Source organism: Azospirillum sp. UENF 111221, assembly GCF_058780625.1.
In genome coordinates this window covers 962,475-975,670 of the sequence record NZ_JBSNCH010000005.1, presented here as the reverse complement: position 1 = coordinate 975,670, position 13,196 = coordinate 962,475, and the positions used below count along the sequence as shown (strand labels likewise).

Annotated in this window: 10 protein-coding genes; 6 read left to right on the top strand and 4 right to left on the bottom strand. The window is 68.9% G+C overall.

Annotated features, from left to right (window positions below; translation table 11 throughout):
* Positions 1–80: 80 nt before the first annotated feature.
* Positions 81–1,430: a histidine--tRNA ligase gene (hisS, locus tag ACWPN3_RS19045; protein WP_492240810.1), complete on the bottom strand. Its 1,350-nt coding sequence runs from the start codon at positions 1,428–1,430 to the stop codon at positions 81–83.
* A 272-nt stretch (positions 1,431–1,702) separates the two neighbouring features.
* Between hisS and ACWPN3_RS19040 the strand changes: the two genes are divergently transcribed.
* The 3 genes from ACWPN3_RS19040 to ACWPN3_RS19030 all read left to right on the top strand — a co-directional run bounded on the left by ACWPN3_RS19040 (position 1,703) and on the right by ACWPN3_RS19030 (position 5,474).
* Positions 1,703–2,245, top strand: a complete 543-nt coding sequence (locus ACWPN3_RS19040; protein WP_492261679.1) for a hypothetical protein — start codon at positions 1,703–1,705, stop codon at positions 2,243–2,245.
* Between the two features lie 196 nt (positions 2,246–2,441).
* Complete coding sequence (gene pyrC, locus ACWPN3_RS19035; protein ID WP_109096580.1) at positions 2,442–3,497, top strand: dihydroorotase; 1,056 nt, start codon at positions 2,442–2,444, stop codon at positions 3,495–3,497.
* A gap of 57 nt (positions 3,498–3,554) precedes the next feature.
* Complete coding sequence (locus ACWPN3_RS19030) at positions 3,555–5,474, top strand: tetratricopeptide repeat protein (RefSeq protein ID WP_492240808.1); 1,920 nt, start codon at positions 3,555–3,557, stop codon at positions 5,472–5,474.
* Positions 5,475–5,510: 36 nt separating this feature from the next.
* Here the strand turns inward: ACWPN3_RS19030 and xseA are convergent, their stop codons facing one another.
* Complete coding sequence (gene xseA, locus ACWPN3_RS19025; RefSeq protein WP_492261678.1) at positions 5,511–7,145, bottom strand: exodeoxyribonuclease VII large subunit; 1,635 nt, start codon at positions 7,143–7,145, stop codon at positions 5,511–5,513.
* A 73-nt stretch (positions 7,146–7,218) separates the two neighbouring features.
* Between xseA and purD the strand changes: the two genes are divergently transcribed.
* Entirely contained in the window at positions 7,219–8,505 is a 1,287-nt protein-coding gene (purD, locus tag ACWPN3_RS19020) for a phosphoribosylamine--glycine ligase (protein WP_492240806.1), read from the top strand.
* 61 nt (positions 8,506–8,566) lie between these two features.
* Here the strand turns inward: purD and ACWPN3_RS19015 are convergent, their stop codons facing one another.
* Together ACWPN3_RS19015 and ACWPN3_RS19010 are read right to left on the bottom strand one after the other, a co-directional pair.
* Positions 8,567–10,072: a methyl-accepting chemotaxis protein gene (locus tag ACWPN3_RS19015; RefSeq protein WP_492240805.1), complete on the bottom strand. Its 1,506-nt coding sequence runs from the start codon at positions 10,070–10,072 to the stop codon at positions 8,567–8,569.
* 241 nt (positions 10,073–10,313) lie between these two features.
* A complete protein-coding gene (locus ACWPN3_RS19010) occupies positions 10,314–10,766 on the bottom strand; it encodes a nucleoside deaminase (protein ID WP_492240804.1) in 453 nt (150 codons plus the stop codon).
* Positions 10,767–10,871: 105 nt separating this feature from the next.
* Between ACWPN3_RS19010 and ACWPN3_RS19005 the strand changes: the two genes are divergently transcribed.
* Entirely contained in the window at positions 10,872–12,194 is a 1,323-nt protein-coding gene (locus ACWPN3_RS19005) for a pseudouridine synthase (protein WP_492240803.1), read from the top strand.
* Positions 12,175–12,735, top strand: a complete 561-nt coding sequence (rsmD, locus tag ACWPN3_RS19000) for a 16S rRNA (guanine(966)-N(2))-methyltransferase RsmD (protein ID WP_109096586.1) — start codon at positions 12,175–12,177, stop codon at positions 12,733–12,735. The genes ACWPN3_RS19005 and rsmD overlap by 20 nt, the downstream gene beginning before the upstream one ends.
* Positions 12,736–13,196: the final 461 nt, after the last annotated feature.

Below are 13,196 nucleotides of genomic sequence, written 5' to 3'. Positions count from 1 at the left end.
CCTGTCGTCCGACCCACCCGGCCGGTGTAGGTCGGAACGATAGGCGAATTATGGTTAACGGGGGTTTAAAGGGGTGCCTCTCACCCTTCCAGCAGCGTCTTTGCGCAGGCAGCCAGCTCCGTCAGCGGGACCTCGACCTGCTCGCCCTTGACCAGATGCTTCAGGGTCGCGGTGCCGCGGGCCTTCTCGTCGGAGCCCATCAGCAGGACGACCGGGATGCCGGCGCGGTCGGCATACTTCATCTGCTTGGCGATCTTGCCGCCGTCCAACTGGATTTCCGTGTTGATGCCGGCGGCGCGCAGCTCGCTCGCCATGCGGAAATAATCGGCGGACAGGGCCGGGTCCATCTGCGTCACCAGCACCTGGGCGGTGGGGGTGGCGTCCTTGATGATGCCGGCCTCCATCAGCTGGTAGAACAGGCGGGTCGCGCCGATGGAGATGCCGACGCCCGGCAGCTTCGACTTGGTGTAGTGGCTGGCGAGATTCTCGTAGCGGCCGCCGGAGCAGACCGAGCCGATGCCGGGATGGTCGTTCAGGAAGGTCTCGTAGACGGTGCCGGTGTAGTAATCGAGGCCGCGCGCGATGGCGAGGTTGATGCGCACCGTGCCCTCCGGCACCTGGAAGGCCTTCAACCCCTCGATGACGGTGGTCAGTTCGCCGACGCCTTCGCGGAAGAGGTCGGTCTCGATGTCGAGCGCGCCGAGTGCGGCCAGCGTCTCGGCGTTGGTGCCTTCCATGGCGATCAGCGACAGAATGGTGTCGGCGGCATGCTCGGTCACGCCGAGGCCCAGCAGGCTGGCGCGCACCTTGTCCTGGCCGATCTTGTCCAGCTTGTCGATCTCGCGCAGTACCAGCACGCGGGTGTCGGCGTCGGCGACGCCCAGACCGTCGAGCAGGCCGAGCAGGATCTTGCGGTTGTTCACATTGATGGTGAAGCCGCCGAAGTTCAGCTCGGTGAAGACATGGTGGATGACCGCCGGGATCTCGGCGTCGTAATGGGCGGACAGGCTGTCCTTGCCGATCACGTCGATGTCGCACTGGTAGAATTCGCGGAAGCGCCCGCGCTGCGCCCGCTCGCCGCGGTAGACCCGCTGGATCTGGTAGCGGCGGAACGGGAAGGCGAGGTCGCGCTCATGCTCCGCCACATAGCGGGCGAGCGGCACCGTCAGGTCGAAGCGCAGCGCCAGCTCCGGCTTGTTGCCCTGCTGGATGGCGCCGGTCGACTGGACGAAATAGACCTGCTTCTCCGTCTCGCCGCCCGACTTGGTCAGCAGCGTGTCGACCGTCTCGAACACCGGGGTTTCGACGGGGACGAAGCCGAACCGCTCATAGCCGCGGCGGATGGTGTCCAGCATGCGCTGGAAGGCCACCTGCTGGCGCGGCAGCAGCTCCATCGTTCCGGGCGGGGTGCGGGGCGTGATCAGGCTCATCGGAGAAGGTCCGCGCTTGGATAGGAAAAGCGTGGGTTTTCTAGCCCCTTTCGCCGGCCCCGTCACCTGCGGCCAAAAAAGGCGGCGGAAAAATTTTCAGGCTCCTCGAAAATTTTTTGGAAGGGCGTGGAATGAACGGCAGCGGGGCCACGTTCATCTAAGCACGATCCCGCAACGAGGATCGCTCACCGAAATGGAGAAACCAAATGTCCGGCACCGTCTTTGGGTCGCGTATCCGCTCGTCCGTTTCGACCTTTGCGTTTGTCGCCCTGATGGCGACGGCCCCCGTGCTGAGCGCGGGTGCGGCAACGGTCGCGCCGGCCGCTCCGGCAACGCCTGCCCCCGCCGCGACGACCGACTCCACCACGACGGCTCCGAAGCTCGACCAGAAGGCCGATCAGAAGGCTGTCACCAAGAGCGAGGCCACCAAGACCGAAGCCAGCAAGAGCGAGGCCCCGAAGACCGATGCCACCAAGGCCGACGCCACCAAGGCGGATGCCGGCAAGACCGAGGCGGGCAAGACCAAGCATGAGCAGGTCGCGGCCACCCCGAAGGCCGAAGTGACCAAGACCCAGGCCGACGCCGTCGCCAAGGAACTGGGCGCCAAGCCGACCGACCAGCTGACCGTCCAGCTCGGCAAGTATCACGAGCAGATGCTGGCCGCCCATGCGCTGAAGGACAGCGCCGCCCGCGACAAGGCGGTTGCCGACGCCCGGCAGCAGCTGGCCGGCATTGGCGGCAAGCCGGTGACCGCGGAGCAGGCCGCGAAGATCGACGGCATCCTCGGCCTGAAGACCTCGACCACCATCCAGTAAGGTTTCGGCCAGTAAGGTCCGGGCCAGGACGGCCAGCCCCCCGCCAACGCCGGCCGGCGGGGGGCTGCCGGCTTCTCCTCCCGTTTCCAGCCTGTGTTTCCAGTTTGGGGACCGCCTCTGTTGAGATGCCGCGGCGATGGCGATAGAACGTCGTCCAAGCTCACCGCCCCTCGACACCAGCGCCGGGACCCGACCCATGCCGAACGACCGTCTTGTCATCCGCCGTCCCGACGACTGGCATGTCCACCTGCGCGACGGCGCCATGCTGAAGGCGGTTCTGCCCTTCACCGCCCGCCAGTTCGGCCGCGCCATCGTCATGCCGAACCTGAAGCCGCCGGTGGCGACGGCCGCCGACGCCGTGGCCTATCGCGAGCGCATCCTGGCTGCCCTGCCGGACGGCGTCGCCTTCACCCCGCTGATGACCGCCTACCTGACCGACGGCACCGACGCCGCCGATCTGGCCCAGGGCTTCAAGGACGGGGTTTTTGCCGCCGCCAAGCTCTATCCCGCCAACGCCACCACCAACAGCGCCCACGGCGTCACCGACATCGCCCGCATCGCCCCGGTGCTGGAGCGCATGGCGGACATTGGCATGCCGTTGCTGATCCATGGCGAGGTCACCGACCAGTCGGTCGACATCTTCGACCGCGAGGCGGTGTTCATCGACAGCATCCTGGCCCCGCTGTTGGAGCGCCACCCCAGCCTGCGCATCGTGCTGGAGCATGTGACGACGGCCGACGCCGTGCAGTTCGTGCGCGCCCATGCCGCCAGCGGCCGGATCGCCGCCACCATCACCGCACACCATCTGCTGATCAACCGCAGCCACATCTTCCAGGGCGGCATCCGCCCGCACCTCTACTGCCTGCCGATCGCCAAGCGCGAAACCCACCGGGTGGCTCTGGTCGAGGCGGCGACGAGCGGCGAGGGGCCGTTCTTCCTGGGCACCGACACCGCGCCGCATACGGTGACCGCCAAGGAGGCCGCCTGCGGCTGCGCCGGCTGCTTCACCGCGGCCAACGCGCTGGAACTCTATGCCGAGGCGTTCGACGAGGCCGGGGCGCTCGACAGGCTGGAGGCCTTCGCCAGCCTGAACGGCCCGCGCTTCTACAACCTGCCGGTCAGCGAGGAGCGGGTGGCGCTGGAACGCCGTCCGTCGGTCGCCCCCGACCTGATCCTGGTCAGCGAGGGCGACGCCGTGCTGCCCTTCCGCAGCGGCGAGACCCTGCGCTGGAGCTTCGCCGGCGCGGTGTGACGGTCTGCGGACCGGTTTCGCGGAAAAGGGCGCGGATAGGGGAAGGACGGTACGGTCATGGCGACGATTCAGGAAGCTCTGCTCATCGCCTTCGACCTTCACCAGGAGCGGCGCTTCGATGAGGCAGACGCCATCTATCGCCAGATTCTGGACGCGGTTCCCGGCCATGTCATGGCGCTCCATCTGCGCGGCATCCTTCTGGGGCAGAGCGGCAGGCTGGAGGAGGGCTGCGACCTGATCCGGCAGGCAATCGCCGGCGACGGGACGCAGCCGGATTTCCATACAAATCTCGCCGGGTTGCTGGAGGCCTTGGGCCGGCCGGGCGATGCGCTGGACTCGATGGTCCGCGCTGCCACTCTCGATCCCGACAGGGTCGTGCAGCTCAACGATTTTGCGATCAGATCCCTAAATGCGGGCTGTCCCGGCAAGGCCGCGCAGGCACTCCGGACTGCGGTCGGGCTGCTACCGCTGGCCGTCGAGCTGCGCTGCAACCTCGCGGTGGCGCTGGCCGCCGACGGGCAGTCGGCGGCGGCGGCGGCCGAGCGCCGCATCGCTCTGCTGCTGCTCCCTGGCGCCGCCGAGATGCTGCGGCTGTTGGGGGAGTATCTCCTGCAAGCGGACGGGCAGGCTGCTGAAGGCGAGGCGGCATCGACGCTCCGGCGTGCCCTGATCCTCGATCCGCTGCATCACGGCATCTGGAACGGGGTCGGCAGGCTGCACATGGAGGCCGGACGATTGACGGAGGCATGCCGGGCCTACGAGTCCGGCCTTGCGGTCGATCCGTCGGCGGCGGAGCTGTGGAACAACCGTTCGAATGTCCTGAAGGGGCGGGACGATCTCGAAACCGCACTGGCCGGCCAACGCCGGGCGGCGGCGCTGCAGCCGGACGAGGCGGGCATCCACAACAATCTGGGCGACGCATTGCTGCTTGCGGGCCAACCGGAGGATGCATTGGCCCATGCGCAGGCGGCGCTGGCGCTCGCTCCCCAACTTGGGGATGCCCGGCTGCTTCGTGCCGCGGCGCTGCTGACGCTCGGCCGTTTCGAACAAGGGTGGGCGGCCTGGGAGGATCGCTGGACCGTGCCGCCCTGGCTGCTCGCCGCCGGCCGATTCCCGCAACCGGCCTGGACGGGCCAGCCGCTGGGCGGGAACCGTCTGCTGATCTGGGGCGAACAGGGGATCGGCGACGAAATCCAGTTCGCCAGCCTGCTGCCGCTGCTGGTCCAGGCGGGTGTCAGCTGTGTGTTGGAATGCGAACCGCGGCTGGTTCCGCTGTTCGCGCGCTCGCTGCCGGAGGTGGAGGTGGTCGCGCGTGGCTGGCCCCCCGATCCAAGCCTGACGCGGACCGGGGCTGCCGACCCGGACCGCGCCCCGATTGCCGCGCAAATCCCGGCGGGCAGCCTGCCGCGCCTGCTGGCGGACGCCGGGGGTGTCCCGCGCTCCGCCGCTCCCTATCTGCTGGCCGATCCGGCCAGGGTTTCGGGGCTTCGGGCGGCGATTCCGGCGGGCACGCTGGCGGTCGGCATCGCCTGGCACACCACCAATCCCAAGCACGGGCGTAGTCGCAACATTCCGTTGCGCGTGTTGGCGCATGCGCTCCACCGGCCCGGCGTCCGCCTCGTGGTGCTGCAATATGGCGACTGGACGCAGGAGATCGCCGCCTTGACGGCGGAGGGCATCGACATCGGCGGGCTGCCCGGTCTCGATCCCTGGAGCGATCTGGACGGGTTGGCCGCGGCGGTCGCCGCCGTCGACCTTGTGGTCTCCATCGACAACATCACCGTGCATCTGGCCGGGGCGCTGGGGCGCCCGACCTGTGCCTTGCTGCCCCATGCCGCCGAATGGCGCTGGCTGCGCGACCGGACGGACACCCCCTGGTATCCGACCGTCACCCTCTGCCGCCAGCAGGCGCCGAAGGATTGGAGCGTGCCGTTGCGGCTCGCACGGCAACGGCTCGACGAACTGGCCGGCGGATAGCCTGCTCCGCTGCTGTCCGACCCAGGCCGACCGGTCTCAGAACAGGCTGCCCTGTACGGGCACCGGCCGAGGCTTGCGCGGTGCCGCCTTCTTCTCCGGCTTGGGTTCCGCCTGCGCCTCGGGCTTCACCTCTGGCTTGGGGGTACCGCCATCGACGGTTGCTGCAACCTTGGCATCGTCGGCGAAGACGATGTTGACGGCCAGACCCGGCGTCGCCTGATCGGCACGGGTGACCGGGCGGCCGTCGCGGTCCTCGACCAGGGCAAAGCCGCGGGCCAGCACGCCCTTGTAGCTGTAACTCTCCAGCAATTGGCCGAGCGACGCCAGAGATGCCGCCTTGTCGGCAACCCCCTTGGCATAGCTGCGGTCGAGGCGCGGCGTCAGGTCGGCAATGCGGCGTTCGCCGTCGGCCAGCTTCACCCGCGCCGGGGTCAGCGACAGCCGGCCGGCAACCCGGTCGAAGCGTCCGCCAGCGGTGGTCACCGCATGGCGCAGGCCTGAATCGAGGGCGCGGCTTTCCGACGCCAGCTTCTGCTCCGCCTGGGCCAGCTTTTCGCGCGGGTGGCGCAGCTTCGCCGCCAGCTCGCCGACGCGGGTACGGCGGCGCTCCAGCAGGGCGGACGCTGCGAGATTCAGCCGTTCCGCCCGGTCGTCCAGCCGCTGGGCATGACCCTCCAGCAGGGCGCGGGGATCGCCGAGGCCGCGGGCCAGCCCCTCCACCCGGTTGCGGCGGTCCTCCACCGCGCGCGAGGCGCAGGCGAGCAGCCGGCGCTCGTCGTCGAGGATCTGGGCCAGCAACTCGCCGCGCACCGGCACCGCCATCTCGGCGGCGGCGGTCGGGGTGGGCGCCCGCAGGTCCGACGCGAAGTCGATCAGCGTGGTGTCGGTCTCGTGGCCGACGGCGGAGATCAGCGGGATGGCGCTGGCTGCGGCTGCACGGACGACATTCTCCTCGTTGAAGGCCATCAGGTCTTCCAGCGAGCCGCCGCCGCGCGCGACGATGATCAGGTCGGGCCGGGGAATGCGTCCACCCGGCTGGATGCGGTTGAAGCCCTCGATGGCCGCCGTCACCTCGGCCGCCGCACGCTCGCCCTGCACCGCGACCGGCCACAGCAGGACATGGCGGGGGAAGCGGTCGTTCAGCCGGTGCAGGATGTCGCGGATGACCGCCCCGGTGGGGGAGGTGACGACGCCGATTACGTCGGGCAGGAAGGGGATGCGCTTCTTGCGGGCGGGATCGAACAGCCCCTCCGCCGCCAGCCGGCGCTTGCGCTCCTCCAGCATCTTCAGCAGCGCGCCTTCGCCGGCCAGCTCCATCGACTCGACGATCAGCTGATATTGCGAGCGGCCGGGGTAGGTCGTCATCCGCCCGGTGACGATGACCTCCAGCCCTTCCTCCGGCCGGACGGCCAGCTTCGCCATGGTGCCGCGCCAGCACACCGCCTCGATCACCGCGGTGTCGTCCTTGAGGCGCATGTAGCAGTGGCCGGAGCTGTGCTTCTTCGGCTGGCTGATCTCGCCGCGGACGCGGACGAAGCCGAACTCCTCCTCGATGCTGCGCTTCAGCCGGCGGGCAAGGTCGCCGACGGTGAATTCCGGAAGGTTGGAGCCGGGGCGCGGTTCCGGGGCAATCAGCGGCGTGGAGGTTTGGGGTGCGTTTTCGGACGTCATGGCGCTCTTGAGTTGGGGCGCCGCCATGATACAAGGCGCGCAGATCGCAACAAGGCGGAAGGAGCGCCCCCCCATGAAAGTCCTCGTCGTCGGATCGGGCGGTCGTGAGCACGCGCTCTGCTGGGCCATTTCCAACTCGCCGCTGTGCGATGCGCTCTATTGCGCACCGGGCAACGCCGGCATCGCCGACGTCGCCACGCTGGTCGCCATCGGGTCGGAGGATGTCGACGCGCTGGTGCGCTTCGTCCAGGAAAACGCCATCGACTTCGTCGTCGTCGGTCCGGAAGGCCCGTTGGTGCTGGGTCTGGTGGACAGGCTGACCGCGCTGGGCGTCAAGGCCTTCGGGCCGAGTGCGGCGGCGGCGGAGCTTGAGGGTTCCAAGGGCTTCATGAAGGACATCCTGGCGAAGTACGGGGTGCCCACCGCCTTCTACGAACGCTTCAAGGACCCCGAGGCCGCCAAGGCCTATGTCCGCAAGCATGGCGCCCCCATCGTGGTGAAGGCCGACGGTCTGGCCGCCGGCAAGGGCGTTACCGTCGCCCGCACCGAGCAGGAGGCGTTCGAGGCCATCGACGACGCGCTGGTCGGCGGCCGTTTCGGCGCTGCCGGTGCCGAGGTGGTGGTGGAGGAGTTCCTGGACGGCGAGGAGGTCAGCTTCTTCGCGCTGTGCGACGGCGAGAACGCGCTGCCGCTGGCCTCGGCCCAGGACCACAAGGCGGTCGGCGACGGCGACACCGGCCCCAACACCGGCGGCATGGGTGCCTATTCCCCGGCCCCGGTGCTGACCGCCGACCTGCAGGAGCGCGTGATGCGCGAGATCATCCTGCCGACGGTCAAGGGCATGGCGGCGGAAGGCAAGCCCTTCAAGGGCGTGCTGTTCGCCGGCCTGATGATCATGCAGACGCCGGACGGCCCGGTGCCGAAGACGCTGGAGTTCAACGTCCGTTTCGGCGATCCGGAATGCCAGACGCTGATGATGCGGCTGAAGTCCGACGCGCTGGCGGCGCTGGTCGCCGCGGCCGACGGGGTGCTGGACAGCATCGACCTGCGCTGGCACGACCGGACCGCGCTGTGCGTGGTGATGGCGGCCAACGGCTATCCCGGCGATTACGCCAAGAACACCGAGATCCGCGGGCTGGACAAGGCCGGCGCGGTGGATGGCGTGACCGTGTTCCATGCCGGCACCAAGCGGGCCGAGGATGGCCGGGTGCTGTCGGTCGGCGGCCGGGTGCTGGGCGTCACCGCGCTGGCGCCGACGGTGGCGGAAGCTCAGACGGCTGCCTACAAGGCGGTGGACGCGCTGGACTGGCCGGGCGGCTTCTGCCGCCGCGACATCGGCTGGCGGGCGGTGGGGCGGTAAGCTCTGCTGTCGGACAGGGGATCAGGGGGCGCAGTGATGCGCCCCCTTTTGCGTTCCGGTTTCAGGCACGCAGCCGTTCCGACGTGGAGGCGATGTTCTGCGACACCACTTCGATGTCGCGGACCACGCGGGTGACGCTGTGGGCGATCTCCTTGGTCGCCGATTCCTGCTGCGACACGGCGGCGGCGATGGTGGTGGAGATCTGCTGGACGTCGGTGACGATCGTGCCGATGCGGCGGATGGCGTCGACCGCGTGCAGCGCCTCCTGCTGGACCGACGCGATCTGTGCCGCGATGTCGTCGGCAGCGCTGCCGCTCTGCTGGGCCAGCGACTTCACCTCGTTCGCCACCACGGCGAAGCCGCGGCCCGCCTCGCCGGCACGGGCGGCTTCGATGGTGGCGTTCAGCGCCAGCAGGTTGGTTTGCGAGGCGATGCTGTTGATCAGCTTGGTGATGGCGCCGATTCGCTCGGCCGAGGTGACCAGGGCTTCCACCGCGGCGTTGGTGCGGGTCGCCTCCTCCGATGCCTTCAGCGAGGCGCCCGACGCCTCGTTGGCGCGGTTGCTGATGTCGGAGATCGAGGCCGACAGCTCCTCCGTCGCGGCGGCGACCGTCTGGGCGTTGGCGGTGGCGCGGTCGGCGGCGGTGCCGACCTCGCGGTCCAGGGACTCGGCAAGGTTGGCGATGCTGCTGCGGCGTTCGCCGTCCAGTTCCGCCTGCCGCAGCTCGGCCATCTTCTGGCCGTGGATGTCGATCAGTGAGCCGCAGGCACGCAGGGCCAGGCCGTTGCCGTCGCGGGCGACGCCGCCGATGGCGCGGAACCAGCGATAGGTGCCGTCCTTCAGCTTCAGCCGGTAATCGACGTCGTAGCCGGTGCGGCCGCTGCGGTCGTTCAGGCAGGCCATGAAGCCGTCGAAGGTCGGTTTGGCGTCGTCCGGGTGCAACCGGTCGGCCCAGGAATTGACGCCATCGGGGAAGCCAACCTTGTCGTCACGGTCGAAACCGGCGAGGCGGCGGAACTCCGGCGACCAGTGCCAGCGGCTCTGCGCATGCATCGGGTCGGCGTTGTGGAACACCGCATCCCAGAGCCCGACGCCGGCATGGCGGTCGAGCAGCTTGGCCCGCTCCAGTTCGTTGCGCTCGGCATCGATGTCGATCAGCGATCCGCAGGCGCGGAGCGCAAGGCCGCTGCTGTCGCGGGCGACGCCGCCGATGGCGCGGAACCAGCGATAGCTGCCGTCCTTCACCTTCAGCCGGTAATTCACGTCATAGCCGGTGCGGCCGCTGCGGTCGTTCAGGCAGGCCATGAAGCTGTCGAAGGTCGGCTTGGCATCGTCCGGGTGCAACCGGTCGGCCCAGGACCCGACCTTGTCGGGGAAGCCGGCCTTGTCGTCATGGCCGAAGCCGACGAGGCGGCGGAATTCCGGCGACCAGTGCCAGCGGCTCTGCGCATGCATCGGATCGCCATTGTGAATCACGGCGTCCCACAACCCGACGCCCGCATGGCGTCCCAGCAGAGCCAACTCTTCGGCTGCCTGATTGTCCTGGGGCTTGCGGAACGACAACATTTTTGAACTCCCGATGGCTGACGGCTGTCGACGCATCATGGACAGATATTCGTTAAACAAACACTTAACAGACCATAAATTATCTACACGTACACTATAACCTTTCTGCTATGCCTCGGAGGCTTTCATCCGGATTTGTCGTGGGGTTGTTTTGTAATGGTGTGTTTAATGCTGAGAAATTCTATTCCGACGCGTTGATAACAATAGTGCGCGCAACGAGAACCAAGCCTTTGGAGATGGCTCATCGGCGCTTTCTGAAGAAGTCCCGCAGCAGCGCCGCGGCCCGGGTCTCGCCGATCCCGCTGTAGACGTCCGGCGCGTGGTGGCAGGTCGGCTGGGTGAAGAAGCGCGGGCCATGGTCTACGGCGCCGCCCTTGGGGTCGTAGGCGCCGTAATACACTCGCCGGATGCGGGCGAAGCTGATCGCCGCGGCGCAGAGCGCGCAGGGCTCCAGCGTCACATACAGGTCGCAGCCGGGCAGGCGGGGCTGGCCGCGCCCGGCACAGGCGGCGCGGATCGCCAGCAACTCGGCATGGGCGGACGGGTCGCACAGCTCCTCCGTCCGGTTGCCGGCGGCGGCGAGCACCGCACCCGTTGCGGGATCGACGACGACGGCACCGACCGGCACCTCGCCGCGCGCGGCGGCGGCCTCGGCGGTGGCGAAGGCGAGGTCCATATAGCTGGGAGACGGCATGGCCGGGCAGGGTGCCAACCGCCCGCCGAGCCCGTCAACCGGATTCCGGTGGCTGGGCGCTGGACCAGTGTTGCGGGCGGCGCGTCCAGGCCCTATGGTCCGGCCATGGACCGCTCCGATACTGCCAAGAAATCCGATTCCGCCACCGCCTCCGGTGCTGGCGGCGGTGAACGAATCGCCAAACGACTGGCGCGCGCCGGCCTATGCTCGCGCCGCGACGCCGAACGCTGGATCGCCGAGGGCCGCGTCGCGGTCAACAGCCGCGTGCTGGACAGCCCCGCCTGCGTGGTGCGCCCCGGCGACATCGTGCAGGTCGACGGCAAGGTCATTCCGGAACCGGAGCCGGCCCGCCTGTGGCGCTATCACAAGCCGTCGGGGCTGGTCACCACCGCCCGTGACGAGAAGGGGCGCGAGACCGTCTTCGACCGCCTGCCGCCCGACCTGCCGCGCGTGGTCTCCATCGGCCGTCTCGATCTGACGACCGAAGGGCTGCTGCTGCTGACCAACGACGGTGAACTGGCCCGCTTCCTCGAACTGCCGGCCACCGGCTGGACCCGCCGCTACCGCGTGCGCGTCTTCGGCGAGGTCGACGAGAGGCAACTGGCAGCGCTGGAGAAGGGGCCGACCATCGAAGGCGTGAAGTACGGTCCGATCGAGGCCGCGCTCGACCGCATCCAGGGCCGCAACGCCTGGCTGACCGTCAGCCTGAAAGAAGGCAAGAACCGCGAGATCCGCAAGGTGATGGAGTCGCTGGGGCTCCAGGTCAACCGGCTGATCCGCGTCGCCTACGGTCCGTTCCAGCTCGGCAAGTTGGAAGAGGGCGCCGTCGAGGAGGTGCCGAAGCGCGTCGTCCGCGAGCAGATCGCTCCCTTCTTCGGCACGCCCGAAGGGGCGGAGTCGACCGAGTCCGGCACCAAGCAGCGCGCCAAGGCCCGTGCCGAAGCGGCGGGGAAGCCCGGTCCGAAGGCCGCATCCTCGAAAGGCGGGGCGGCGAACGCCGACGCCAAGGCGGCGCCGAAGCGCGCGCCGCGGTCCGCCACCAAGCGGCACGAGGCCGAAGCCGCCCGCACCGAAGAGACCAAGCCGGCGCGGCGCGGCACCCGCGGCACCCTGTCGCTTGGCGGCGGTTCGGCCAAGCCGGGCCGTACCGGCAAGCCGGAGGGTGCCCGCTCCGATGCCCCGCGGTCCGAGGGCGCACGTTCTCGCGATGACAGGGCTCGCGATGACAGGGCTCGCGACGACAGGCCCCGCGATGACAGGCCGCGTGACGGCAAGGCTCCCGGCTTCAAGCCAGGCGGGTCCAAGCCAACTGCTCCGAAGGGCGCCGGTCCGGCGCCGCGGGGCGGTCCGAAGGCCGGCGGCGGCGAGAGGTCCGGCGGCGGGGCTGGCGGACGGACGGAGCGCCCGCGTGCGGATCGTCGGCGGTAAGCACCGCGGCCGCAGTCTGGTGGCACCGGGCGGGCGCGATACCCGCCCCACCACCGACCGCACCCGGCAAGCCATTTTCAACATCCTGGCCCACGCCGACTGGGCGCCCGAGTTCGAGGGCGCCGCGGTCGTCGATGCCTTTTGCGGCACCGGTGCGCTGGGGCTGGAAGCCCTGTCGCGCGGTGCGTCCTGGTGCGGCTTCCTCGACATGGGCCGGCCGGCGCTCGACGCCGTGCGCGCCAATGTCGAGGCTCTGCGCGAGACGGCGAACGCCCAGATTCTGCGTGCCGATGCGGCCAAGCCGCCGCCGGCCCCTCGTGCCTGCATGCTGGCCTTTCTCGACCCGCCCTATGGCCAGGGGCTGGCGCCGCGCGCGCTGGAGGGTCTGCTGCGCGCCGGCTGGCTGGCTGAGGGCGCGCTCGCCGTGGTTGAGGTTGCCGACCGCGACCCGCTGCCTCTTCCCGACGGTTTTTCGGCGCTCGACGAGCGCCGCTATGGCGACACCCGCGTCGCCTTCCTGACGGTCCGCCACCCGGCCTGACCGCTTGGGCGGTTCCCGCCCGACCCGCCCTTGGCGTTTCGCGTCAGTCCTTTACATCCCCTGAGTTCCATTTTTTACCGGCCCCGCCCACCCGCCGATGGGGGCGCATCCCTGGCGTTCCAAGGCTGGCGCTCGTGTTTTTCCATCATGCGGAAAGACGAAACGGATTGTTGAGTTCCAAAACAATCCGAGCAAAACATTATGTGTCGCCGATGCGGTTCCTCTATGGAAACGGCGGCATCTATCTATCTCCTAAGACTGCACACCCTCGTTTGAGGGGGCCGTGCAGGTACCGGCACGGCTTCTTTTTACAGAACACGCGACCGATCGGATGAACCGATAATAGAACCGGCGTGGACCGCTCGCCGGATGTGGTGTGTAAGGTAAGTTTTACTTGATCAGTCTGTATGCCTACGGCGTCGATCCGTCCGTCGGTGTCTTTTTGTCCCCGGTTTTGGCAT

Bases quoted from the DNA above. Each gene is read 5' to 3' on its own strand.
- ACWPN3_RS19015 (WP_492240805.1), bottom strand. From the start codon at position 10,072: ATGTTGTCGTTCCGCAAGCCCCAGGACAATCAGGCAGCCGAAGAGTTG.
- ACWPN3_RS19010 (WP_492240804.1), bottom strand. From the start codon at position 10,766: ATGCCGTCTCCCAGCTATATGGACCTCGCCTTCGCCACCGCCGAGGCC.
- xseA (WP_492261678.1), bottom strand. From the start codon at position 7,145: ATGACGTCCGAAAACGCACCCCAAACCTCCACGCCGCTGATTGCCCCG.
- pyrC (WP_109096580.1), top strand. From the start codon at position 2,442: ATGCCGAACGACCGTCTTGTCATCCGCCGTCCCGACGACTGGCATGTC.
- purD (WP_492240806.1), top strand. From the start codon at position 7,219: ATGAAAGTCCTCGTCGTCGGATCGGGCGGTCGTGAGCACGCGCTCTGC.
- ACWPN3_RS19030 (WP_492240808.1), top strand. From the start codon at position 3,555: ATGGCGACGATTCAGGAAGCTCTGCTCATCGCCTTCGACCTTCACCAG.
- ACWPN3_RS19040 (WP_492261679.1), top strand. From the start codon at position 1,703: ATGGCGACGGCCCCCGTGCTGAGCGCGGGTGCGGCAACGGTCGCGCCG.
- hisS (WP_492240810.1), bottom strand. From the start codon at position 1,430: ATGAGCCTGATCACGCCCCGCACCCCGCCCGGAACGATGGAGCTGCTG.
- ACWPN3_RS19005 (WP_492240803.1), top strand. From the start codon at position 10,872: ATGGACCGCTCCGATACTGCCAAGAAATCCGATTCCGCCACCGCCTCC.